Source organism: Desulfomicrobium macestii (assembly GCF_014873765.1).
In the GTDB taxonomy this organism is placed as follows: domain Bacteria; phylum Desulfobacterota; class Desulfovibrionia; order Desulfovibrionales; family Desulfomicrobiaceae; genus Desulfomicrobium; species Desulfomicrobium macestii.
Genome location: NZ_JADBGG010000035.1, coordinates 1 through 24310, shown reverse-complemented (window position 1 = coordinate 24310; position 24310 = coordinate 1). Strand labels below are relative to the sequence as shown.

Here is a 24310-nt window from a genome sequence, read left to right as displayed (position 1 = left end):
ACAAACGAAAACCCCCAGCGCGGAAGCGGTGGGGGTTTTCGAAATTGTTTCGGAAACGTCGCGTTATTGCGGACTTGAGAACTCATGTCCCTTGTGCAGTGCCTTGGAGACCGGGATGATGTCGGCGGAAGGACAGAAAAGCGTCTCCATGGTGACATCCTTCAAGGCCTCGCACAACACCTGATCCATGTTCTCGACGAACACTATCTCAAGGTCCTTCAGGATGACCTTGGGCACTTCCTTCAGATCCCGCTCGTTTTCCTTGGGCAGCAGAACCCGCGTGATGAGACCGCGATGCGCGGCCAGAAGCTTGTCGCGCACCCCGCCGATGGGCAGAACCCGGCCGCGCAGGGTGATTTCCCCGGTCATGGCCACGTCGTTCCTGACGGGAATGTCAAGCAAGGCCGAGGCCAGACAGGTGGCCAGCGTAATCCCGGCCGAGGGCCCGTCCTTGGGGGTGGCTCCTTCGGGCACGTGGATGTGGGTGTCGATTTCCTTGTAGAAATCCTTGCGCAGCCCGAAGAACTCCGAGCGGGAGCGGATGTAGCTGATGGCCGCCTTGGCCGACTCCTGCATGACGTCGCCAAGCTTGCCGGTGATCTCGATCTTGCCCGTGCCGGGCATGAGCGCCACTTCCACAAAAAGCAGCTCCCCGCCGACCTGGGTCCAGGCCAGACCCGTGGCCACACCGACCTGGGCCTCCTCCTCGCGCTGGCCATGGCGAACCTTGGGTACGCCAAGATAGGAGCCAAGCATGGACTTGGTCACCGCCACGGTCTTGTCCATGTCCCCCTCTTCCACCAGGGCCCTGGCCACCTTGCGGCAGACCGAGGCCAGCTCGCGCTCCATGTTGCGCACGCCGGATTCGCGGGTGTAGCGGCGGATGATCTCAAGGATCGCGCCCTTGGACATGCTCAGATTTTCAGACTTGAGGCCATGCTGCTCAAGCTGCTTGGGCAGCAGGAAATCCGAGGCGATGCGTTCCTTCTCCGTCTCAAGATAGCCGGGGATGGTGATGATCTCCATGCGGTCCTGCAAGGGCAGCGGAATGGTCTGGAGCGAATTGGCCGTGGTGATGAAAAAGACCTGGGACAAGTCGTAGTCCATGTCCAGATAATGGTCGTTGAAGGCGCTGTTCTGTTCCGGATCGAGAACTTCAAGAAGCGCGGCCGAAGGGTCTCCCCTGAAGTCCATGCTCATCTTGTCGACCTCGTCCAGGCAGAAGACCGGATTGTTGGTCGAGACACGCTTGAGCGACTGGATGATCTTGCCCGGCAGAGCCCCGACATAGGTCCGGCGATGACCGCGGATCTCGGCCTCGTCACGCACACCGCCCAGCGACAGGCGCACGAATTCGCGCCCCGTGGCCCGGGCGATGGACTTGGCCAGGGAGGTCTTTCCAACGCCGGGAGGGCCGACCAGGCAAAGAATGGGACCGCGCAATTTTTTGACCAGGGCCTGCACGGCCAGGTATTCGAGAATGCGCTCCTTGGGCTTTTCAAGGCCGTAATGGTCGTCATCCAAAATTTTCTGCGCCTGCTTTATGTCGATGTCCACGTCGCGGACCACGTTCCAGGGCAGGGCCAGAATCCAGTCCACGTAATTGCGCAGCACCGCGTACTCGGCCGAGGACGGCGGGGTCTGGCGCAGCTTCTTCATCTCGGCCATGGCCTTGGCGCGAGCCTCCTCGGGCATGTCCTTTTCCTTGAGCTGGACTTCGAGCTCCTCCATGTCCGCCTTGGGATCGAAATCCCGGCCCATCTCCTTGTGGATGGCTTTGAGCTGCTCGCCGAGGTAGTAATCCTTCTGATTCTCCTCCATCTGCTTCTTGACCCGGCCCTTGATCTTCTTCTCCAGGGAAAAGACCTCGACCTCTTCCTGGATGAGTTCATAGACCCGCTCCAGACGGCGGACGGGATTGCGCAGTTCGAGAACGCCCTGCTTGCGATCGTAGGTAGCCTTGAGATGCGGGGCGATGCTGTCGGCCAGGCGGCCGGGCTGGGACACGCTGGTGATGGCCAGGATGGTCTCCTTGGCCAGCTTGCGGTTGACCTGGGAGTATTCCTCCACCGCCTCATGGGTGGCCCGGACCAGAGCCTCGCCCTCCATGGGATTGCCTTCCAGATCCGGCAGCGCGGAGGTCCGCACCATCTGGATGTCGTCCTCGATCATGAGCCCGCGCTCATGGTCGAAGGACGCACGGTACAACCCCTCGAAGAGCACCTTGATGGTCCCGTCGGGCAGACGCAGCATCTGCAAGACCTTGCTGACCGTGCCCACTTCATAGAGGCCTTCCACGTCGGGTCGTTCCTGTCCGGGATCTTTCTGGGCAACCAGAAAAATCCTCTTCTCGTATCTGTCCAGGGCCATCTCGATGGCCTTGATGGAGGAATCCCGGCCCACGAAAAGAGGCACTATGGACTTGGGGAACATGACCACTTCGCGCAGGGACATGACCGGAAGGATCATGCTCCCGTGAGTGGATTTTTCAAAAACTATGGCATCGGTCATGGTTGATCTCGCGGGTCTTGGCCGACCACGGATGGTCAGGCGCTCTTGGCCTCGGGTTTGAACAGGAGCAAAGGTTCCTTGCCCTCTTCCACCACGGCCTTGTTGATTACGCACTCGGTGACGTCCTTGGTGGACGGGAGAGTGTACATGATGTCAAGCATGATGGATTCCATCACGGACCTGAGGCCTCGCGCCCCGGTTTCCAGCTTGATCGCCTTGGAGGCCAGGGCCTTCAGGGCATTGTGCGTGAATTTGAGTTCCACGTTCTCAAGCTCGAACATCTTCTGATACTGTTTTACCAGAGCGTTTTTGGGTTCCTGCAGGATGCGCATCAGATCTTCCTCGTTGAGTTCGGTGAGGGAAGTGATGACCGAAATGCGCCCTGTAAATTCAGGAATAAGTCCGAAACGGATCAAGTCCATGGGGTGAACCTGCTTGAGCAGGCTGTCGGTGTTGTCATCCTGCTTGCGGCGCATCTTGGCGCCAAAACCCATGCTCGAACCCTGAACGCGCTGCTTGACCATGTCGTCCAGTCCGATGAAGGCACCGCCGACAATGAAAAGAATGTTCGAGGTGTCGAGGCGGATGAATTCCTGCTGCGGATGCTTGCGGCCGCCCTTGGGGGGGATGTTGGCCACGGTCCCTTCGATGATCTTCAAAAGCGCCTGCTGCACGCCTTCGCCGGACACGTCGCGGGTGATGGACGGACTGTCGGACTTGCGCGAAATCTTGTCGATCTCGTCCACGTAGATGATGCCCTTGGCCGCCGACTCCAGATTGTAGTCGGCGTTCTGTACCAGCTGGACCAGGATGTTCTCCACGTCCTCGCCCACATACCCGGCCTCGGTCAGCGTCGTGGCGTCGGCGATGGCGAAGGGCACCTTCAGGATGCGCGCCAGGGTCTGGGCCAGCAGGGTCTTGCCGGAACCCGTGGGGCCGATCAGGAGGATGTTGCTCTTGTCGAGCTCCACGTCATCCTTGACCAGGGAGTGATACTTGATGCGCTTGTAGTGGTTGTACACGGCCACGGACAGGATCTTCTTGGCGTCGTCCTGTCCGACCACGTAATCATCCAGGGCGGCCTTGATCTCCTGGGGCAACGGTATGTCCGAGGAATCAAGATCTTCCTTGCGATTGTCATTTTTCAAGATGTCATCGCACAGGGCAATGCATTCATTGCAGATGTATACATCCGGACCGGCAATGAGCCTCAGCACTTCGTCCTGTCCCTTGCCACAAAAAGAGCAGGTCAGATCCTTGCCGGTTCTTTTTTTTCTTTCCGCCATGGTTACCTCAAAATTCTAAAAAATTCCTGAATCTATTCAAGTTCCTTGCGGGAGGCCAGAACCTGATCGATGAGACCGTAAGTGCAGGCTTCTTCCCCGCTCATGAAATAGTCCCGTTCCGTGTCCTGCTCGACCTTCTCCAGCGTCTGGCCGGTGTGACTGGCCAAAATCCCGTTCAATTCACCGCGCAGCCGGATGATCTCCTTGGCCTGGATGGCGATGTCCGTCGCCTGGCCCTGAAATCCGCCCATGGGCTGATGGATCATGATGCGCGAATGAGGCAGCGTGTAGCGCATGCCCTTCTCGCCGGCCGCCAGGAGCACCGCCGCCATGCTCGCGGCCTGGCCGATGCACAGGGTAGCCACGGGCGCGGAGATGTACTGCATGGTGTCATAGATGGCCATGCCGGCCGTCACTGCCCCGCCAGGAGAGTTGATGTACATGTAGATCTGCTTCTCCGGATTCTCCGACTCCAGAAAAAGCAGCTGGGCGCAGATGGAGTTGGCGACGTGATCGTCGATGGGAGTGCCCAGAAGCACGATGCGGTCCTTGAGCAGGCGGGAATAGATATCGTACATCCGCTCGCCGCGGCCGGTGTTTTCAATGACGAATACGGAATTACTGACCATGAAAGCTCCTAAAAAACAAAAATGGGGACTGACACCAAAGATTTGAAAAATAACGATCCGGGGCAGGGTGTCAAGGGCTGTGTGCGGGGGAGTCGCGGGTCACCCGCCTTGACCTGCACATTGCCTGCCAGATTGAACGCGGACTTCCCGGAAAAGAAAAGGGGCCGGGTCAAGCCCGGCCCCCCACGAAACTATGCGTTCGGGGCTGCTGCCGGGGGAACCGTGGTCACCGTGGCGTTTTCGTAAATAAGTTCCATGGCCTTGTCGGCCAGAACCCGATCCTTGAGCGGGATCATCAGATTGTGCTGCTCGTAGTAATCCTTGATGGAGTGGAAGTCCTGACCGGTGGACGCGGCCATCTTCTGCAGGACCATATCCACTTCCTGGGGATCGACCGTCAGATTTTCGGCGTTGGCGATGGCCAGGAGCACCAGGGACGACTTGACCACGTCCTCGGCCTGGGCGCGGTTCTCTTCGCGGAGCTCGGCGGGAGTGCGGCCCAGGGAATCAAGGCTCTTGCCCTGACGCTCAAGCTTGCCCTGCAGCTCGACGATCTGCTTGTCGATCTGCTCTTCGACGATGCTCTGCGGCAGCTCGAAGCTGACTTCGGCCTTGATGCCGTCCAGGAGCTTCTTCTGAGCGTCGCCCTTGACCAGCTGCTTGCGGGTCGAAACGTAGGACTTCTCGATGGCGTCCTTCAAATCCTGCACGGAGGTGTAGCCGCCGGCAAGCTCGGCGAAGTCATCGTTGACCTCGGGCAGGTCGCGAACCTTGATGGCATGCAGGGTGACCTGCATGGACACGGTCTGGCCGGCCAACTTGTCGTTGATGAAATCCGCGGGGAAAGTCAGTTCGCTTTCCTTGCTTTCGCCGGGAGTCATGCCGATGACGATGTCCTCGAATTCGGGCAGGGAATTGCCTTCGCCCAGGGGAAGCTCAAACTTGTTGGCGGCGATTCCTTCCATGGCGGCCCCGTCCTGGAAGGCCTGGAAGTCGATGACCGCGATGTCGCCGGTGACTGCGGGACGCTCTTCCTTGATGATCACGGTCTTGGCCATGTTCTGACGGATGCGCTCGATGACGTCCTCGACCTGCTGCGGATCGACGACGACGTCCTCCTCCTCGACGGCCAGGCCTTTGTACTCGGGCAGGTCGAAGGAAGGCGCGATTTCAAAGGAAAAGGAATAGGAAAAATTCTCGTCCCGCTCCATTTCCTTGGCATCGACATCGATGCGGGACAGGGGGGAGAGCTTGAGTTCGCCCAGGATATCATTGATATGATAGTTGATCAGGTCGGTCGTGGCTTCGCCGTAAATCTGCTTACGGTACTTGGCCTCGACCACGGAGGACGGGACCTTGCCCTTGCGGAAACCCTTGATTTCCGCACCCTTGCGGTACAGGGCCACGGTAGCGGCCAACGCGGCATGCACTTCCTCGACGCTCACTTCCACCGCCACCTTGCGCTTGACCGGGGAAAGTTCTTCGACTTTGTATTCCATGACTCCACTCCTTAGGTGATGGGCGCTCCCTCGGGGGCCCGGATAATCGATATTTCGCGAGAGGCGGGCCTGGGCTTTGTCCCTCGGCGTGCCCGTTCCCGTCATTTCCTCAGTACGTCCGAATTGTCTTGTCCCTGGCATCGCGGGCATTGAAGCCTCTGGTCCGGGACCTGTCATTTTTTTGGTGCGGGCGATAGGATTCGAACCTACAAGCTTTTGGCGTCAGCTCCTAAGGCTGATGCGTTTACCGTTCCGCCACACCCGCAATCCACAAAAGAGACTCCATAGACAAGCTTTCACGGGCCTGTCAACGCATCTCACGCACCCAAATCCGGGATTTCGGCCCCATTCACCCGTTCTTTCAGCCCCTTGGATCAGATTTGATGCTCTTTTGCCAGACGCACGGCCAGGGACGTGTGACGCTGCCGACCGCGCTCGTTGCCCAGTCCCATGTGCATGGCCCGACGCGAGCCCATGAGCACGGCCAGCTTCCTGGCCCGGGTCAATCCGGTATAGATCAGGTTGCGCTGCAGGAGCATGTAATGCTGCGAAACCACCGGCATGACCACGGCCGGATATTCGCTGCCCTGGCTCTTGTGCACGCTGATGGCGTAGGCGAGACCTATCTCGTCAAGCTCATCGAAACCATACTCCACCTCCCGGCCGTCAAATTCCGCGACCAGGGTCTCATCCTCCGGATCGAAGCCGAGTATGCGCCCCAGGTCGCCGTTGAAGACTTCCTTGTCGTAGTTGTTCCTGAGCTGCAGGATGCGATCCCCGACCCGGTAGGCCCGCTGCCCGCGCAAAAGTTCCCGCCCCTGCGGATTGAGGCGCTCCTGCAGGAGGCGGTTCAAGGCGATGGTCCCCACCTCGCCCTTGTGCATGGGCGTCAGCACCTGCACGTCGGTCATGGGATCAAGCCCGTACGCTTCGGGGATGCGCTCGCAGACCATACGCAGGACCAGGGCCTGCAATTCGAGCAGGTTCTCCTTTTCGACCCAGAAAAAATCGGCCTTGGGCGGAGCATGCGGGCTGCCCAGGGGAAATTCGCCTTCATTGATGCGGTGCGCGTTGACCACGATCATGCTCTCCCGCGCCTGGCGGTAGATGTGCGTCAGCCGCACGGCCGGAATCACGCCGCTCTCGATCATGTCTCCGAGCACATTGCCCGCGCCCACCGAAGGCAGCTGATTCTCGTCGCCGACGAAAACCAGGCGGCAGGTCAGGGGCAGCGCCCGCAGAAGCGACAGGCACAGACCGCAGTCGAGCATGGAGACCTCGTCCACGACCATGACGTCGGCGGAAAGCTTCTTCTCCTCGTTGAATTCAAACCCCGTGGCCGGCTGATAGCGCAGCAACCGGTGCAGGGTCGTGGCCGTGAATCCGGTGGCCTCGGCCAGGCGCTTGGCGGCCCGGCCCGTGGGTGCGGCCAGGGAAATCTTCAGCCCCAGGGCCTTCAAGGCCCGCACCACGACACGCGTGATCGTCGTTTTGCCCGTGCCCGGCCCGCCCGTGATGATCGAAACCTTGTGCCCGCAGGCCGACTCCACCGCGGCCCGCTGCTCTTCCGACAGGGTCAGGGACTGACGCTGCTCCTCGTGCTCCACGGCCCTTGAAATCTTCTCCGGGGCGATGCGGCTGACGTGATCGAGCAGCCCCTGCAGGCGCGACGAAATCTCGCGCTCGGTCCGGTAGAAATAGGTCAGGAAAACGGCCTCGGCCACGCCCTTCTCCGGCAGGGGCTCGATGACCAGGCGCTTGCGTTCGGCCAGAGCGTCGATCTGTTCCTCGATGAGCTCCAGATCATGACAGCCCAGCAGCTTGGCCGCCTCCTCCGCCAGGACCGGACGCGGCAGGAACATGTGCCCGGCCCCGTCGGCCACCTGACGCAGGCAATACTCCACCCCGGCCTCCAGACGCTGCGGCGCGTCCTCGGCAAAGCCGAGTTTGAGCGCCACCTCGTCGGCGGTGCGAAAACCGATGCCATGGATGTCATAGGCCAGATCGTATGGATTGGCGCGCAGACGCTGCACGGCGTTCACCCCGTAATGGCGGAAAATCCGGTGGGCGAAGGTCGTGGCCACTCCGTGAGTCTGCAGGAAAAGCATGAGCCCGCGCACCTCGCGCTTCTCCTGCCAGGATGAAATGATGGTCCTGAGCTTGGCCGGGCCGATGCCCTCCACTTCAAGAAGCTGCTCGGGATCCGAATCCATGATGTCGAGAATCTGGCTGCCGAAACGGCTGATCATGCGGTCGGCGGTCTTCTCGCCGATGCCCTTGATCGCCCCGGAGCCCAGAAAGCGGCGAATGCCGTTTATGGACGCGGGCAGAAGATGTTCGCAGGTATCGGCCTTGAACTGCCGCCCGAACTTGGGGTGCTCGACCCACTCGCCCGACATGCGCAGGGATTCGCCCGGAGCCACGTCGCCCAGAAGCCCGACCACGTTGATCTGGCCGGGTTCGGACGGAGAATCCACGCGCGCGATGACGTAGCCGTTTTCAGGATTGTGGTAGACGACGGTGACGACTTCGCCCGAAATGGTGCTCATGGGGCTACAGGGACTGCCTGTGCTTGAGGGACTGTTTCAGGGTTTCGCGGTCCACGTACTTGAGTTCCGAACCCAGCGGGATGCCCTGGGCCAGACGGGTCACGGACACGTTCGGAAAGCCGCGCGTCAGCAGGTTGTGCACGTAGGAGCCCGTGGCTTCGGCCTCCATGGTCGAACCCAGGGCCAGAATGACTTCGCGCACCTGCCCTTCACGCAGGATGGATTCAAGGCTGTCCAGTTCGAGGGCCCTGGCATCGATCCCGTCCAGCGGGGACAACAGGCCGCCCAGGATCAGATAGCGGCCCTTGAATATGCCCGATTCCTCCATGACCATGAGGCTGTCCCACTCCGAAACCAGGCAGAGCTGCTCCGGCGTCCTCGCGGGGTCCGTGCAGAGATGGCAGGGGTCGCTGTCGGCCAGCCCATGACAGCGAGAGCAGATGTGCAGGGCGCTGCGCAGGCCCTCGATGTCACGGCCGAAGGAGCGCACGGACTCCTCGGGCCATTTGAGCAGAGTCAGGGCCATGCGCAAGGCACTTTTGGGCCCCACACCGGGCAGGGCCGAAAACTGATCGACGATCTTTTGCAAAGGGGAAGGAAGACGCTGCACCCGGGCTCCCTAGAAAAGACCGGGAATCTTCATCCCGCCGGTGATCTGGGCCATCTCGCCCTGCATCAGGTCCTTGCCCTTCTTCAGGACTTCGTTGACGGCCGACAGGACCATGTCCTGAAGCATGTCCACGTCCTCGAGCACGGCCGGGTCGATGACCACGGACAGAATCTCGCCGGCACAGGTCGCCTTGACCGTGACCATGCCGCCGCCCACGCTGGTCTCCACTTCCTTCTTGCCTATCTCTTCCTGAGTGCGCAGCATTTTCTTCTGCATCATCTGCGCCTGTCTGATAAGTTCGTTCATATCTCGCTCTCCTTGGAATTTCCGTTTGATAGGGGCCGGACCTCGACGATCCGGGCCTGAAATTTTTCCTGAGCCTCCCGCACAACGGGATCGACCAGCGCCATCTCGCGCAGCTCCGTGCGGGTCTTGCGCACCGACTCCGCCGGAGCATCAACCCGCAGCGTCACTCCCGGACCGAAGTAGGCGCGCGCCGCTTCCGTCAGCAAGGGCATGCTGGCCTTGAGACGGTCGCACAGAAAGATGTGCCGGCTCGTCATCACCAGCTCCGATCCCCGAAGCTCCCCTTGCGCCTTGTCGAGCCCCGGCAGAGGCTTTGCCCCCTCCGCGCGTTTGGAGCAAAAGGCCACGAAGCCATCCCAGCTCTTGGGCCCGACAGGCGCGGCCTGTGCGGCAGGCGCGGCCTTTGCGACAGACGGAGCCTGCGTCGAGGACATGGGCGGAACCGCGCCCGGGCCATCGGCCCGGCTCTTGAAATCCGCCTGCGCTTCCCGCAACGACATGTCCGGCCCTGAAGCCGGGGCAAACGCCCCGGACGCCGCGGGCCGTGACATAGCCCTGGACGATTCGAAAGACTGCGAACCCGTTCGCGCAGGTCCGGCCGGTGCGACGGGCGCTGGCTGGGCGGCAGGCGCGGCCTGGGCGGCAGGCGCGGCCTGGGTTGGGGCGGCAGATGCCGAAACCGGCCGGGGCGCGGCGTTGCCTGGCGCACGGGGCGCGGCAGTCGGGGTCACGGGCCGGGGCGGGGCGGGACGGCCGGGGGCCGCTCCGCGACCGGAATCGCCGCCGGGCCGGGCTTCTCCGGCGCCCATGGCCAACAGGTCCGGCAGGCACGCCAGATTGAGCAGCAAAAGCTCCAGGGCCAGGGCAGGCTCCATGCTGGTCAGCACCTTGCGCTGGCTGTCCATGGTCATCTGCCAGGCCGCATGCAAATGCCCGAGGGAAAATCCGGGCGCGACGGAGGCCCAGATGTCCACTTCCTCGGCCGGAAGGTCGATGATGCTCCGCGCGGCGTCGCCCATCTGATGCAGCAGGAAAAGATTGCGCCAGCAACCGGCCAGCTCGCGCAGGAAAAAGCCCAGGTCCACGCCCTGATCCAGGATCTGGGTCAGCAGGGCGTGCAGGCCCTGCAAATCGCGGGACTGCACGCATTCGATCAGGCGCACGAAAACCTCGCCACCGGCCAGGCCCAGCACCTCGCGCACGTCGTCCAGGGTCAGAGAATCGGAACCCAGGGCCATGACCTGGCCCAAAAGCGACATGCCGTCTCGGACCGATCCGGCCCCGCGCCGGGCGATGAGGGTCACGGCGGAAGGCTCGGCAGGCATGGATTCACGGGTGAGCACGCCGTCCAGATGCCGCACCAGTTCGGCCTGGGGCAGACGCTTGAAGACGAAATGCTGGCAACGGCTGATGATGGTCTGGGGAAATTTTTCCGGCTCCGTGGTGGCCATGATAAAGGTCACATGGCCCGGAGGCTCTTCAAGGGTTTTAAGGAGCGCATTAAAGGCCTGCTTGGAGAGCATGTGCGCTTCGTCGATGATGATGACCTTGTAGCGGCACTCGAGCGGCGCGTAGCCCACGTCTTCCTTGAGGCGGCGGACATTGTCGACGCCGGTGTTGGAAGCACCGTCGATCTCGACCACGTCCACGGCCGAACCCAGGGTGATCTGGCGGCAGATCGGGCACTGGTTGCAGGGCTCAAGGGCGGGGCCGTTCAGGCAGTTCAGGGCCTTGGCGAAAATGCGGGCCAGGGTGGTCTTGCCCACCCCGCGCGTCCCGCTGAACAGATAGGCCGGCGCGACCCGTCCGGTGGACGCAGCCCGGGAGAGGATGCGCTTGACAGCGTCCTGGCCGGCCACTTCTGCAAAACTCTGAGGGCGGTAACGGGCGGTAAGGCTTTCCTGACTCATGGTGCGTGGTGGGGGTGCAAAAGTTCATGGAACGCCGGGTCCCGCAGGGCGGAACCCGGCATGCGCTCAAGGATCGGAAAAAGCCTAGATCGTGTAACGGGCCAGCCACTTTCCGTACTTCGGATTGTCGCCGCGCAGCAGCTTGAAATAGGCGTCCTGCAAGGCCGCCGTAACCGGGCCGCGACTGCCCTCGCCGATGGTCCGGCGGTCGATCTCGCGGATGGGCGTGACCTCGGCCGCCGTGCCGGTGAAGAAGGCTTCGTCGGCGCAGTACAATTCGTCACGGGTGAAACGGTCCTCGACGACGGTATAGCCGAGGTCTTCGGCCAGGATCATGAGCGTCTCACGGGTGATGCCGGCCAGGATGGAACCCAGCGGCGGAGTCTTGATCACGCCGTTTCTGACCATGAAGATGTTCTCTCCGGTGGCCTCGGACACGTAGCCTTCAGCATCGAGCATGAGGGCCTCGTGGTAGCCGTCGGCCAGAGCCTCGCGCTTGGCCAGCACGGAATTGACGTAGTTGCCGCAGGTCTTGGCCTTGGTCATCATGACGTTGACGTGATGCCTGGTGAAGGTCGAGGTCTTGATGCGGATGCCCTTCTCCAGGGCTTCGGCCCCAAGATACGCGCCCCACGGCCAGGTGGCGATGATGGTCTGGATCGGATTGTCGCCGGGGAAGACGCCCATGGCGCCAGCACCGATGAAGCACAGGGGCCGAACGTAACCCTCGGGCTGACGGTTGGCCTTCAGGGTCTCGATGATGGCATCGAAAATCTGCTCCTGGGTGAAGGGGATGACCATCTCATTGATCTTGGCCGACAAAAAAAGCCTTTCGACGTGTTCCTGCAGACGAAATACGGCCGAACTCCCGTCGGAGCAGACGTAGCAGCGGATACCCTCGAACACGCCCACACCGTAGTGCAGAGTGTGCGTCAGGACGTGAACCTGTGCCTCGTCCCAGGGCACGAGCTTTCCGTCGAACCAGATCTTGTCAGCTTTCTGTACCATACATCCTCCTCGATATGGGCGTCTTTTTTGGGCCCGGAACGCGAGCTCCAAGGCGTGGGGGGACACTAGGACATGGCCAAAGCCCGGTCAAGAGAGCCCTGTCCTACTTGCCTTTTTCGTTGTCGTGGCTGGAGCGGAAAACCATGCGGATGGGCGTCTTGTCCATGCGGAAGACCTTGCGCAGCTGATTTTCCAGGTAGCGTACGTAGCTGCCGTGAAAGAGCTTCGCGTCGTTGACGAAAAACACGAAGGTAGGAGGACGGGAGTCGGCCTGGGTCATGTAGTAGATCTTGCCCCGGCGGCCGCCCATGACCGGTGGCTGATGCCGCTCGGTGACCATCTTGACCAGCCGGTTGAGTTCGCCCGTGGTCACGCGCTGGCCGCACTGCTCCCAGAGCTTCTCGATCAGGGGCAAAAGACCGCCCAGCCCGGCCATGGAGACGGACGAGGAATACAGCACCGGCACATGGGCGCAGAAAGCGAACTCGTCCACCAGGTCCTTCTTGGTCTTGGCCAGCTGGTCCTTGGTCAGAAGGTCGATCTTGTTGACGACGATGACGAAGGGGATCTTCTCCGTGTCCAGAAAGGACAGAAGGCGCTTGTCCTGACCGACCACGCCGTCCATGATGTCGAGCACCAGGACCACCACATCGGCCTGCTTGGCGGCTTGCATGGAATGCACGACGCTGAAATATTCCAGGGAATCCGTGACCTTGGACTTGCGGCGCACCCCTGCGGTGTCGACAAACGTGTACGTCTTGCCGCCGCGCTGCACGGTCACGTCCACGCAGTCGCGGGTGGTGCCGGCCTCGGCGCTGACCATGAGCCGCTTCTGACCGAGAAGCGCGTTGATGGTCGAGGACTTGCCCGCATTGGGACGGCCCAAGAGAGCGACCTTGAGCCCGCCCTGGGCGTGTCCGCCTTCCAGCTCCTGCGCGTCGGCCTTGGGCAGGACTTCCTCGATCATCTCCCGCAGGTCGCCCATGCCGAAACCATGGGACGCGGACACGCAGTCCAGCGGGAAGCCCAGACCATAGAAATCGGCCGCCATGGTCTCTTCCTGCTCGGGACCATCGACCTTGTTGACGATGACGCGCACTTCCTTGCCGCTCTGGCGCAGATACTGCCCGACCTGTTCGTCCTGGGGATGCAGCCCGGTCCGGCCGTCGACAATGAACAGTATGAGGTCCGCCCCGGCCATGGCCTCCCGGGCCTGCTCGAAGATGCTGATCTCGATCTCGTCGCTGGAATCGGGGACCAGGCCACCGGTGTCGACCAGCATGTACGAACGCGTTTCTCCGCGCACCTCGCTGAAAATGCTGTCCCGGGTCACTCCGGCCATGTCGTGGGTGATGGAGACCCGCCTCTTGATGAGACGGTTGAAAAGAGTGGATTTGCCCACGTTGGGACGCCCGATGAGGGCCACCATGGGAAGAAACTGGTTCATGGTCTGCGTTCCTGGCCGATGATCTCGGCGATGCTCGATGTGTAGGGCGGGGAAAGAACCCCGCGTTCAGTGATGATGCCCGTGATCAGGGAATGATCGGTGACATCAAAAGCGTAATTGAAAACCGGGACCCCTTCGGGCGTGATCCGGGTGTCGCCGACGTGGGTCACTTCCAGCGGCGTGCGGTCCTCGATGGGGATGAGGCTGCCGTCCGGCGTGCCCAGATCGAAGGTGGAGCTGGGCGCGGCCACGTAGAAGGGGATACCGTAGTGGCGGGCCAGAATGGCCACGCCGGAGGTCCCGATCTTGTTGGCCACGTCGCCATTGGCCACGATGCGGTCCGCGCCGACCACGACCTTGTCCACCAGCCCGCGCTTCATGAGCAGCGAGCAGGCGTTGTCGCAGGCCACGGTGACCGGGATGCCGTCCTTGTGCAGTTCGTAGGCGGTCAGCCTGGCGCCCTGCAGGAAGGGCCGGGTCTCGTTGGCGATGACGGAAATCTTCTTGCCCATGTCCACCGCGCCGCGAATCACGCCAAGGGCGGTGCCGTAACCCGCCGTGGCCAGCGCTCCGGCGTTGCAGTGGGTCATGACCGTGTCGCCGTCGGCAAGCAGGGCTCCGCCGAATCGGCCCATGGCCTTGTTCATGGCGATGTCCTCGGCGTGGATCTTCATGGCCAGGGCCAACCAGACCTCGCCAAGCTCGCGCGGATCCTGGATGCCGGCTCCGGCCTCGCGCATGACGCCGACGGCCCAGGCCAGATTGACCGCCGTGGGCCGCGCCTGGGCCAGCATCGAGAGCAGTCGCTCAAGCTCATTGCGCCAATAGGCTCCGGCGGCCATGGCCTGCCTGAGCGCAATGCGGCACCCGTAGGCGGCGCTGACGCCGATGGCGGGCGCCCCGCGCACGACCATGGTCTGCAGCGCGAAGACGACGTCCTCGACAGTGCGGCAGGCAAAGGTTTCCTCGATCAGAGGCAGCTTGCGCTGGTCGAGAAGCAGCAGGGTGCAGGCCTCGGCGTCAAAGCGGATATGGTCTTCCATGGAGTTCCTCTTAAAAAAAGAATGGGTCGTATGGGACGTATGGGACCTATGTTTGAAGAAAGAACCCATACGTCCCATGTGTCCCATAGGTCCCATAGGTCCCATTCTCCCATTCGCTTCCTCAAAAAAAACCGGACCACCAAGCAGCCCGGTTTTCACAGACAGGCTTGGCGCCCTGTCCCTTCAGGAGCGCTCGGTCACTTCCACCAGGTGAAAGCCGAACTGGGTCTTGACCGGTCCGTGCACGACGCCGACGGCCTCGTTGAAGCAAACCTGGTCGAATTCCGGAACCATCTGGCCGGGACCGAACGAGCCCAGATCGCCGCCGCGCTTGCCGGACGGGCACTGTGAATAATTGCGGGCGATCTCGGCGAAATCTCCGCCCTCTTCCGTGATTTTCGTTTTCAGAGCCTGGCAAACCTCTTCGGTTGCCACCAGAATGTGACGGGCACGTGCTTTGGCCATGGAATTCTCCTTCGTTTTTTTTGTGGCCCTACCCGTATGCCCGTCACTTGGCAAGACGCCCCTGCGGGTCAGGCGTGGGCGAACATGCGCCGCTTCACGGCCTCCATGTCCACGGTCTTGCGATACAGGGCCCCGTCTGCACACTGCGGAAGCTGCGCGTCCTTGGAGGGCCGCTCCTCGCGAAAGAGCACGCCGATGGGGATCTCCTCGCCGAACGTCGCGGCCACGGTCATGGCGGAGGCCCAGTCCCCGGGATCGTGGCTGACTTCCTTGCACCTGGCCTTGTACCAGGCAAAGGTGTTGACCTTGTTGAAGGATATGCAGGGCGAGTGCATGTCCACCAAGGCGAAGCCCGGATGCCGCATGGCCTGCACGATGGTCTGCACGGCGTGCTCGTGAAAGCCGGAGAAGGTCCTGGCCACGAAGCCCGCGCGCATGGCCACGGCCACGGCCACGGGGTTGAAGGGCTGATCGAAAACGCCCAGAGGATTGTTCTTGGTCACGTGCCCGGTCATGGTCGTGGGGCTCGACTGGCCCTTGGTCAGGCCGTAGATCTGATTGTCATGGACGATCAGCGTGATGTTCACGTTGCGCCGGATGGCGGCCAGAAAATGATTGCCGCCCTCGCCGTAGGTGCAGCCGTCGCCCGACTCCACCAGCACGGTCATTTCCGGGTTGACCAGTTTCACGGCCTGGGCCGGGGACAGTGCACGGCCGTGCAGCCCGTTGAAACCGTTGCACTTGAGATAGTGCACGATCTTGGCCGCCTGACCGATGCCGGAGACCATCACGAACTGATGCGGCAGAATGCCCTGACCGGCCAGGGCTTCCTTGACGGCCACGAGCACGTCGTGGTTGCCGCAGCCGGGGCACCAGCTGGTCTTGAATTCGCCGTAGGTCTTGGTGTCGATCATAAAGCCTCCAGGATGGGCCGCAGCCGCTCCATGACGAACCCGGCCGTCAGGGTCCGGCCGTCATAGCGCAGAACGGTGTCTTGAATGTGAAAACCCGTGGTCTTGCGCAGCAGGCCCGCGAACTGGGCGGTACTGTTGCCTTCCACGGCCACGACGGTTCCTGCCGCCTCAAGGCGCGGCATGAAGGTATCCGGGAGCAGCGGCCAGACCTGGGTGAAACACAGGCAGGCGGCCCTGGTCCCGTCGTCGCGCAGTTTCGCGGTCACTTCGCGCAGCACCTCGCAGGAGGATCCCCAGCCGACCAGCAGGAGATCCGGGTCCTCGTCGCCGGAAAATTCAGGCGGCAGCACTTCGGCAAGAAGCGTGGCCATCTTGGCCTGGCGCTTGTCCTGCATGCGCACGCGGATGCCCCCGTCCTCGATGATGTTCCCGGTCTCGTTGTGCTCGTGGGAGTCGGCCAGGACCAGGCTCTCTCCATGCCCGGGAATGCGCCGGGGGGAGATGGGCCCGTCCCAGTTGTAGCGGCGGTAGTTCCCGGGGTCGGTGTCACCGAGGTCGGGAGTCGCGATAGGCGCAAGTCCATCCAGATCGAAGGGGGCGACCGAGCGCGCGGCACTGGCCAGATACTGATCCGAGAGTACGAACACCGGCCCCTGGCTCTTTTCGGCCAGATCGAAGGCCTTGTGGGTCAGATAAAAGCAATCCTCCAGCGTGGCCGGAGCCAGGATGGCGCGCGGAAATTCGCCGTGACCGGCGTAGAGCACCAGATCCAGGTCAGCCTGCTCCGTGCGCGTGGCCAGGCCCGTGGCCGGGCCGGGGCGCTGGATCACGGCAAATACCACGGGTGTCTCCGAGACTCCGGCCAGGCTCACCGCCTCGGTCATGAGGGCGAACCCGCCGCCCGAGGTGGGCACGATGCTCCGCGCTCCTGCATAGGATGCGCCGAGCGCCATGTTCGCGGCCGCGATCTCGTCCTCGGCCTGCTCCACCACGACACCCATCTCGACGGCGGCATGCACCAGACCTTCGGCGATGGAAGTCGCCGGGGACATGGGGTAATATCCGCAAAACCGCACGCCGGCGGCCAGCGCGCCAAGGACGATGGCCTGGTTGCCATCCATGCTGAGCATCTTGATCGCGTCATCGGCCTTGGGCAGGGGCAGGCTCGGTGCGTTTTCGGCGGCCCACTTCATGGAAGACGCCAGCACGTCCAGATTGCTGGAGACGATCTTGTCCCCCTTGGCACTGAACTCTTCCTTCAGCTGTTCCTCGAACAGGGACGCCTCAAGGCCAAGCATGGCACCGATCACGCCAAGCAAGGCCACGTTGCGGAACACGGGACGCGACGCGAGCTCCGCAAAGGGGATGGGCACCATGCCGGGACCGGCAGGCAGTTCCCAAGCCGCGTCGACCAGGATGATGCCCGGGTCCTTGAGCTTGTCCTTGTGCAGATCCACGCTTTCCTGGCTCATGGCCGCCAGCAGGTGAAAGGTGTCCGGCGGTCCCTGTACGGGACGCGAACCGATGCGCAGGCGAAAATTGTTGTGACCGCCCCGCACCCGGGACATGACATGCTGGGCCCCGAGCAGATGTCTGCCCGAGCGGACCACGGCCTTCACGAGCAGCCCGGACACGGTATCCAGACCCTGACCGGCCTCCCCTCCCATGATCAAATGCAGTTCTTCGTGCACGAATATCTCCTTGGTTTCCCATGAGCGCGGCGATTCCGCGACATGAATCTTGACCATCCTCCTGCTGGCATATTTTGCGGGAGGATACAACCATAAGCGGCTGAACGTGACAAAAAAACCGCTGCTCCCCGCAACATGCGCCCCCGTGACATGACGCGCATCATCCGGCGGCCGCCCCGTTCCACTGGACGGGACCGCCGGAAATACTTAAGGCAATCGCGTCTGAAGGATCATCCCCGGAGAAAGGAAATTCCCATGTCCCCACCAGCCTGCGTCATCGGCATCGACACCGGCGGCACCTACACGGATGCGGTAGTTCTCGACCGCTCGTCCGGCCGGGTTCTGGCCGGCGTGAAGACCCCGACCACCCCCCACGACCCGGCCCTGGCCATCGGCCGGAGCCTGGAGAAGGTGCTCCTGGCCTCGGGCGCAAATCCGGAAACAATCGAACTCGTGACCGTGTCCACGACCCTGGCCACCAACGCCCTGGTGGAAGACAAGGGCGCGGAGGTCGGACTCTTCGTCATCGGGCACGACAAACGACTGCACATCCCGGCGGCGGACATGCGCTTCATCCCCGGCGGCCACAAGGCCCGGGGGGTCGAAGCCGAACCCTTGGGCATGGATTTTCTGATCCAGGGCATCGCCGCCATGAAGGGCCGCGTTGACGCCTACGCCGTCTGCGCCATGCTCGCCTTCGAGGACCCGACCCACGAACTGGTCGCGGCCAAGGCCATCGAACTCATGGACCAAAGGCCCGTGTTCTGCTCCCACCAGGCCAGCACCCGCCCGGGCATGGAGGAACGCGCGGCCACGGCCGTCCTCAACGCCAGGCTGCTGCCCGTCATGCAGGACTTCCTGCGCGGCATCGCCCGGTCCATGGAGCGCCTCGGGCTGTCCTGCCCGGTGCGCATCGTGCGCGGGGACTGCCAGAGCATGGACCTGCCCGATGCCGTACGCAACTCCTCGGCCACTGTGGCCAGCGGTCCGGCGGCCACCGCCCTGTTCGGCGGCCACGCCGCGGCGGGCGAGACGGCGCTCATCGTGGACGTGGGCGGCACCACGACGGACATCACCCTCATCAGGGAAGGCCGCCCCGTGGTCCGCGAGGAAGGCATGACCATCGGTTCCTGGCGCACGCACGTGCGGGCCGTGGAGATGTACACCGTGGGCCTTGGCGGCGACAGCCTGACGCGCGTCGAAAATGGCCGCCTGAGCCTTGGCCCGGCCCGGGTCGTGCCGCTGTCCCAGATCCACCTGCATCTCGACGGGCCGGCCCTGGCATCCGTCACGCACCCCGAAGCCTGGCTCGGCGCGGACCTCTGCGCCCAGTGCGTGCAGCTAGCTCCGGGCATCGAACCCGGGGACGACCAGATCCTGCGCTGGCTCGCCGAACATGGCCCGGCCACGCCCATGCGCCTGCGCCGGGAGCTGGCGCTGGCCGAATCGAGCCTGGAGAAGGCCATCGCCAGACTCCAGGCCGCAAGGCGGGTCATCACCTGCGGATTCACGCCCACGGACGCCCTGCATGTGCTCGGACGCCTGGACCTTGGCGACCCAAGGCCCGCCATGGAAGGGGCAGGCGTGCTGGCCGCGCTGCTGAACCTCTCGCCGGAAGCGTTCTGCGATCAGGTGCTCGAAAAGGCCCACGCAACCATCGCCACCACCATCCTGTGCGCCCTCGGCAACCGGGAAGTCGGACCGGCCCTGGCCCATTTTTTTGAACAGCCCGAGCAAAGCGCGCTCCTGGACATCACGATCAGGGTTCGCCCCCGGATCATCGGCATCGGCGCGGCAGCACCGTTCCTCTTGCCGGAAGTGGCCGCGCGCCTTGGCACCGAAGCAGTCTTTCCAGAACATTACGAGGTCGGCAACGCCCTGGGCGCGGCCCTCATGGACACTATCACCAAGGAGTGAACATGCATTTCAAGGAACAATCTTTTGCGGCGGCCATGGAAATCTGCAGCGAAAGCGAACTGGCCGAGGTTGTCCACGCCTGGATCCCCGGCGATGCGGGATATGTGGTCCACGCCTGGGCCGAAGTCGAGGACGCGGTCTATGACCTGACGGAGAGCGAACGCCCGATCGCCAAGGCCGACTACTATGAGCGCATGGGCGTGCGACCGCACCTGACCCGCCGCTACGGCCGGGTCGAGTACTTCACCCTCATGGCCGAAACGGGCAGCTTTGGCCCCTTCGACACAAAATTCTTCTTCGCCAACCAGACCTCGTTTCTCCCCCAGGCGTGACGACCATCCCGTTTGCAGGCGAGGTCGCGGCCCTTTCGGCCGCTTTCATCTGGGCCGTGGCCACCATCATCTACGCCCGCACCGGCAACAAGGCCCCGGCGCTGTTCCTGAACCTGATCAAGGGCAGCATCGCCGTGGCCATGCTGACCGTGACCATTGTCGTCCTTGGCGATGCGCCCCCCACCCTCTCGACGTCGCAGTGGCTGTGGCTGGCGGGCAGCGGAATCGTCGGCATCAGCATCGGCGACAGCGCCTATTTTTCGGCCATAAAGCGCGTCGGCCCCAGCCAGACCCTCCTGATCGAATCCCTGGCTCCGCCGCTGACCGGCGTCCTGGCCCTCTGCTTCCTGCACGAGGCCATCGGATTCTGGGCCTGGGCGGGAATCTTCCTGACCATGAGCGGCATCCTCTGGGTGGTCACGGAACATCAACCCCAGCAGAAGAGCCTGAACCTGCCGGGCCTGGGCTTCGCCACCCTGGCCGCCCTGTGTCAGGCCACCGGCATGGTCATGTCCCGGCAGGTCATGGTCGCAACCGACATCACCCCCCTCTGGGCCGCCCTGATCCGTCTGGCCGCGGCCAGCCTGGTGCTGTGGACCCTGCTCCCGATCCTGAAACCCGAGATAGTCCTGCGCCGTGAATGCTGGCGCTCCATCGGCACGGCCCGAAACGGATGGGCGTTCTTCACCCTGGCCGTCTTTCTGGGCACGTTCCTTGGCATCTGGCTGCAACAGGCCGCCCTCAAGCTGACCGACGCGGCCATCGCCCAGACCCTCATCTCGGTCAGCCCCCTTTTCGCTCTTGGGCTTGCGGTCGTGACCGGACACAAGGTCTCCCGGCGCAGCCTCGTCGGCGCCCTGGTCACCCTGGCCGGCGTTGCCCTCTTTTTCCGCTGAAAAAAAGCCCGGGGCGGGCTCAGGCGGCAAGGGAACAGGGGCTTGCCTTTTGGCTTCGTCCTGATATTTCTGATCGCTGCAAACCTTCTCACCGCCCCGGGAGCCTCATGACCGCCACATCTTCATGTCCCACCGCGTCCCAGGCCGCTCCGGTCAATCTGGTCATCTTCGGCGCCACCGGAGACCTGGCCATGCGCAAGATCTTCCCGGCCCTGGCCTCCCTCTGCCAGAACGGGCTGCTCAGCCACGACACGCGCATCCTGGCCGTGGGACGCACGGATTTGAGCGCGGATGAGTACTCGAACCTGATCGGCGAAAAACTCGCCCATGCCATTCCCCCGTCCTGCCTGGCCGACCTCGTGCCCCGGGTCCGCTACCTGCGCCTGGACCCCGACGAGCCCGAATCGGGCTACACCCTGAGCATGGCCCTCGGCGACCTTGACCGCGAGACGCCGAAAAACCGGCTCTTCTACCTGGCCGTTCCCCCGAACGCCTACATCCCCCTGGCCACCATGCTCGGCGAGGCGGACCTTGGACGGGAGAGCGAGGACACGAGCGTGCGCATCGTCGTGGAAAAACCCTTCGGCCGCGACCTGCCCACGGCCAGGGAGCTGGACACGGTGCTGCACCGCTATTTCAGCGAGCGCCAGATCTTCCGCATCGATCACTACATGGCCAAGGAGACCGTGCAGAACGTCCTGCTGCTGCGCTTCGCCAACGCCCTCTTCGAGCCGGTCTGGAACCGCCGCTACATCGACCACATCCGCATCACCGCCGCCGAAACCCTCGGCATCGGCCACCGCGCCGGTTTCTACGAGCAGGCCGGGGTGCTCAGGGACATGTTCCAGAACCACATGATGATGCTCCTGTCGCTGTGCGCCATGGAGCCGCCGTCCATATTCGAGGCCGAACTGGTCCGCGACGAGCGCTCCAAGGTCTTCCGGGCCCTGCGCCCGCTCGATCTGGAGCGTCTGGATGAACAACTGATCCTGGGGCAATACGGGCCGGGCATGTCGGGCGGCGAGGCCGTGCCGGGATACTTGCAGGAACCGGGCGTGCGGCCGGACTCGACCACACCGACCTTTGCCTGGCTCAAGGTCTATCTGGACAACTGGCGCTGGCAGGGCGTGCCGTTCCACCTCTGCTCGGGCAAACGGCTCGAGGCCAAACACACCGAGATCACGGTGCAGTTCAAGAGCGTGCCCGTCTCCATGTTTCGCAAGTCCAAGGATGAAATCATCCCTCCCAACCGTCTGGTCATCGGCATCCATCCGGATGAAGTGGTCCGGCTGGAGGTGCAGACCAAGGGTCAGGGATCAACGCTCTGCCTGCAAGGTCAGTCCATGGAGTTCTCCTACGGCGCGGGCTCGGGCCTTGGCCGTCTGGACGATTACGCCAAGGTGCTGATGGATTGCATCACCGGCGACCAGACTCTTTTCTGGCGGCAGGACGCCGTGGAGCTGTGCTGGGGGTTTCTGACCCCCATCCTGGACCGCTGCGACTGCCCGGACAGCGAACTTCCCCTGCACACCTACGTCGCGGGCGGCCCCGGCCCCAAGGCCGCGCAAAGGGTCGGATCATGACCGGCCCAAGTCTGGCACAAGTCCCTGGGCGCACGTCCCCGCGGGCTCAACAATAAACCATTCACCATCCCACGGGAGGACCCATGGCCGGTTTTGAAGGCACCAAATGGGCTGATTTCCAGTCACGCTACCTGCTCCAGGGCAAGTCCCTCGCCATGCTCCCCATGGCGGACAAGGTCCCGGCGGTGTCCCGCTCCATTCATTACGGGCTCTGCCTGGCCTTCGAGGGCATCCGCTACTTCATCGGCCCGGCCGAGGACGGCAGCCTGCATGTCCAGTTTCTGAACCTGCATAAGAACCTGCAGCGTTTTCGCCGCTCCATCTCCTTCAACCTGGGCGCGGCCCAGCAGGTCCTGGTGCCCTCGGAAGAGGAACTGGAGGCCATGATCCTGCACTACCTGCGCAGCCCGGAACTGGCCGAGTTCATCCACTACATGGGCGAATCCGGCGGGCAGGGCTATCTGCGCCCCTTCACCGTGGACGAGTCCCAGTCCATCGGCGTAACCTTTCCCGAAAGCCCTTCCATCCGCATGGTCACCTGCACCTACGACCGCTACATGGGCGAACCCTTCAGCGGCGTGGTCGTGCCGGGACTGGTGCGTGCAGTAGGCGCCAACGGCACGGGCAACCTGAAGCTCGGAGTCAATTATCTCCTGAGCGTCAAGGCCGTGGACGAAGCTCGAACCATCCTGCCCGAAGCAACCTCGGCCCTGTTTCTGGACGACCGGCTGGACCTGCCCCTGCGCGACCGCCGCGTCACTGAGTGGGACTCCTCGTGCTGCCTCATCGCGCTGACCAATGGTTCCGTGGTCAAGATTCCCGAAAGCCCGCTCATCCTGCCCTCGGTCACCATCCAGGGCATCTGCGCCATCCTGCGCGAATCCGGGATTACGGTCGACGAGCGTGACATGACCTACGGCGAACTCATGGCCCGGGCCGAAGCCGGGGAAATCGCGGCCATCGCCTCCATCGGCACGGCGGGCATCCTGAACCGCGCCGAGCGGCTGGTCATGGTCGATGAAAACAACGCGCCCTGCGCCCAAATGCGCGCCCAGACGGACCACCCCCTGTATCAGGCCTTGGGCCGCGCCCGGCAGACATACTGGGATATCTACCAGGACAAGGCCCCGGTGCCACAGGGAATGGTCCTGCAAAGCTACCTGATTTAGGACATTTCAGAACCAAGTCCGCCAGCCCTGTTGACAACAGGCCCCGGACCCCATATCAGGCTTCCCACGTCAGGGGATGTAGCTCAGCTGGGAGAGCGCTGCGTTCGCAATGCAGAGGCCAGGAGTTCGATCCTCCTCATCTCCACCAAAGAAATCAAGGGTTTGGATATAACAATCCAGACCCTTTTTCTTTTCCAAAATATCCTTCCCGGCACCATTCCCCGCACGGGGATCAGCTTTGCACCACTTGTTGGTCGAAAATTTCTTTTTTTTCTGCACCCCTCGGCCTGAAAAATCCTGCGCCTTTCGTGTAAGCGAGCGCGCGGAATCATGAAGGAAAAAAGGCGGACCAGGATGGTTTGTTGAAACTCCTGTCGGACCACCAAGCGCAAAAAAGCCCGGTTTCCCGGGCTGCCACAGCGTCCAACATTCCAACCAAATCCATATACTGGTAGTGTGCGGGATCTTCAGCAAAAAGAAAGACCATGGCATATGTGGGTTGTACCACCAAACCACAACTCCCGGAGGAATCTGCCATGGTCAGG

Annotated in this window: 20 protein-coding genes and 2 tRNA genes; 6 read left to right on the top strand and 16 right to left on the bottom strand. The window is 62.8% G+C overall.

The genetic code is table 11. From position 1 onward, the window contains the following. Positions 1–63: 63 nt before the first annotated feature. The 15 genes from lon to H4684_RS17270 all read right to left on the bottom strand — a co-directional run bounded on the left by lon (position 64) and on the right by H4684_RS17270 (position 17925). Entirely contained in the window at positions 64–2511 is a 2448-nt protein-coding gene (gene lon / locus H4684_RS17340) for an endopeptidase La (protein WP_092193532.1), read from the bottom strand. Positions 2512–2546: 35 nt separating this feature from the next. Then, positions 2547–3797 (bottom strand): ATP-dependent Clp protease ATP-binding subunit ClpX, encoded by a 1251-nt coding sequence (gene clpX / locus H4684_RS17335; protein WP_092193533.1) that lies wholly within the window; start codon positions 3795–3797, stop codon positions 2547–2549. A gap of 32 nt (positions 3798–3829) precedes the next feature. Next, positions 3830–4426: an ATP-dependent Clp endopeptidase proteolytic subunit ClpP gene (clpP, locus tag H4684_RS17330; RefSeq protein WP_092193534.1), complete on the bottom strand. Its 597-nt coding sequence runs from the start codon at positions 4424–4426 to the stop codon at positions 3830–3832. Between the two features lie 191 nt (positions 4427–4617). Beyond that, a complete protein-coding gene (tig, locus tag H4684_RS17325) occupies positions 4618–5925 on the bottom strand; it encodes a trigger factor (RefSeq protein WP_192624708.1) in 1308 nt (435 codons plus the stop codon). 182 nt (positions 5926–6107) lie between these two features. Further along, a tRNA-Leu gene (locus H4684_RS17320) sits at positions 6108–6190 on the bottom strand. Positions 6191–6299: 109 nt separating this feature from the next. After that, entirely contained in the window at positions 6300–8474 is a 2175-nt protein-coding gene (gene recD2 / locus H4684_RS17315; RefSeq protein WP_092193536.1) for an SF1B family DNA helicase RecD2, read from the bottom strand. A 4-nt stretch (positions 8475–8478) separates the two neighbouring features. Then, a complete protein-coding gene (gene recR, locus H4684_RS17310) occupies positions 8479–9084 on the bottom strand; it encodes a recombination mediator RecR (RefSeq protein ID WP_092193537.1) in 606 nt (201 codons plus the stop codon). A 9-nt stretch (positions 9085–9093) separates the two neighbouring features. Further along, a complete protein-coding gene (locus tag H4684_RS17305) occupies positions 9094–9390 on the bottom strand; it encodes a YbaB/EbfC family nucleoid-associated protein (RefSeq protein WP_092193538.1) in 297 nt (98 codons plus the stop codon). Beyond that, complete coding sequence (gene dnaX, locus H4684_RS17300; RefSeq protein ID WP_192624707.1) at positions 9387–11300, bottom strand: DNA polymerase III subunit gamma/tau; 1914 nt, start codon at positions 11298–11300, stop codon at positions 9387–9389. The genes H4684_RS17305 and dnaX overlap by 4 nt, the downstream gene beginning before the upstream one ends. An 84-nt stretch (positions 11301–11384) precedes the next feature. After that, positions 11385–12308 carry a branched-chain amino acid transaminase gene (locus H4684_RS17295; protein WP_092193540.1) on the bottom strand — a complete coding sequence of 308 codons (924 nt, stop codon included), beginning with the start codon at positions 12306–12308 and terminating at the stop codon, positions 11385–11387. 103 nt (positions 12309–12411) lie between these two features. Beyond that, positions 12412–13755 (bottom strand): ribosome biogenesis GTPase Der, encoded by a 1344-nt coding sequence (gene der / locus H4684_RS17290; protein ID WP_192624706.1) that lies wholly within the window; start codon positions 13753–13755, stop codon positions 12412–12414. Then, positions 13752–14798 (bottom strand): S-methyl-5-thioribose-1-phosphate isomerase, encoded by a 1047-nt coding sequence (gene mtnA / locus H4684_RS17285; protein ID WP_192624705.1) that lies wholly within the window; start codon positions 14796–14798, stop codon positions 13752–13754. Before mtnA ends, der begins: the two co-directional genes overlap by 4 nt. 183 nt (positions 14799–14981) lie before the next feature. After that, positions 14982–15263, bottom strand: a complete 282-nt coding sequence (locus H4684_RS17280; protein ID WP_092193543.1) for a peptidylprolyl isomerase — start codon at positions 15261–15263, stop codon at positions 14982–14984. Positions 15264–15331: 68 nt separating this feature from the next. After that, the gene (locus H4684_RS17275) at positions 15332–16177 is read right to left on the bottom strand and encodes a thiamine pyrophosphate-dependent enzyme (RefSeq protein ID WP_192624704.1); all 846 of its coding nucleotides are present in this window, start codon (positions 16175–16177) and stop codon (positions 15332–15334) included. After that, the gene (locus H4684_RS17270; protein WP_225940521.1) at positions 16174–17925 is read right to left on the bottom strand and encodes a 2-oxoacid:acceptor oxidoreductase subunit alpha; all 1752 of its coding nucleotides are present in this window, start codon (positions 17923–17925) and stop codon (positions 16174–16176) included. Before H4684_RS17270 ends, H4684_RS17275 begins: the two co-directional genes overlap by 4 nt. Positions 17926–18123: 198 nt before the next feature. Here H4684_RS17270 and H4684_RS17265 point away from each other — a divergent pair, with 198 nt between their 5' ends. The 6 genes from H4684_RS17265 to H4684_RS17240 all read left to right on the top strand — a co-directional run bounded on the left by H4684_RS17265 (position 18124) and on the right by H4684_RS17240 (position 23913). Then, complete coding sequence (locus tag H4684_RS17265; RefSeq protein ID WP_192624703.1) at positions 18124–19785, top strand: hydantoinase/oxoprolinase family protein; 1662 nt, start codon at positions 18124–18126, stop codon at positions 19783–19785. Between the two features lie 2 nt (positions 19786–19787). After that, positions 19788–20117 (top strand): hypothetical protein, encoded by a 330-nt coding sequence (locus H4684_RS17260; RefSeq protein ID WP_092193546.1) that lies wholly within the window; start codon positions 19788–19790, stop codon positions 20115–20117. Then, the gene (locus H4684_RS21180) at positions 20114–21013 is read left to right on the top strand and encodes a DMT family transporter (protein WP_092193547.1); all 900 of its coding nucleotides are present in this window, start codon (positions 20114–20116) and stop codon (positions 21011–21013) included. The genes H4684_RS17260 and H4684_RS21180 overlap by 4 nt, the downstream gene beginning before the upstream one ends. A gap of 107 nt (positions 21014–21120) precedes the next feature. Further along, positions 21121–22596, top strand: a complete 1476-nt coding sequence (gene zwf / locus H4684_RS17250) for a glucose-6-phosphate dehydrogenase (protein WP_192624702.1) — start codon at positions 21121–21123, stop codon at positions 22594–22596. An 83-nt stretch (positions 22597–22679) separates the two neighbouring features. Further along, complete coding sequence (locus tag H4684_RS17245) at positions 22680–23765, top strand: aminotransferase class IV (RefSeq protein ID WP_192624701.1); 1086 nt, start codon at positions 22680–22682, stop codon at positions 23763–23765. Positions 23766–23837: 72 nt separating this feature from the next. After that, positions 23838–23913 (top strand) — tRNA-Ala (locus tag H4684_RS17240). A gap of 180 nt (positions 23914–24093) precedes the next feature. Here the strand turns inward: H4684_RS17240 and H4684_RS20725 are convergent. Beyond that, positions 24094–24310, bottom strand: a 217-nt coding sequence (locus tag H4684_RS20725; protein WP_225940520.1) for a hypothetical protein, incomplete at its 5' end; no start/stop codon positions are given.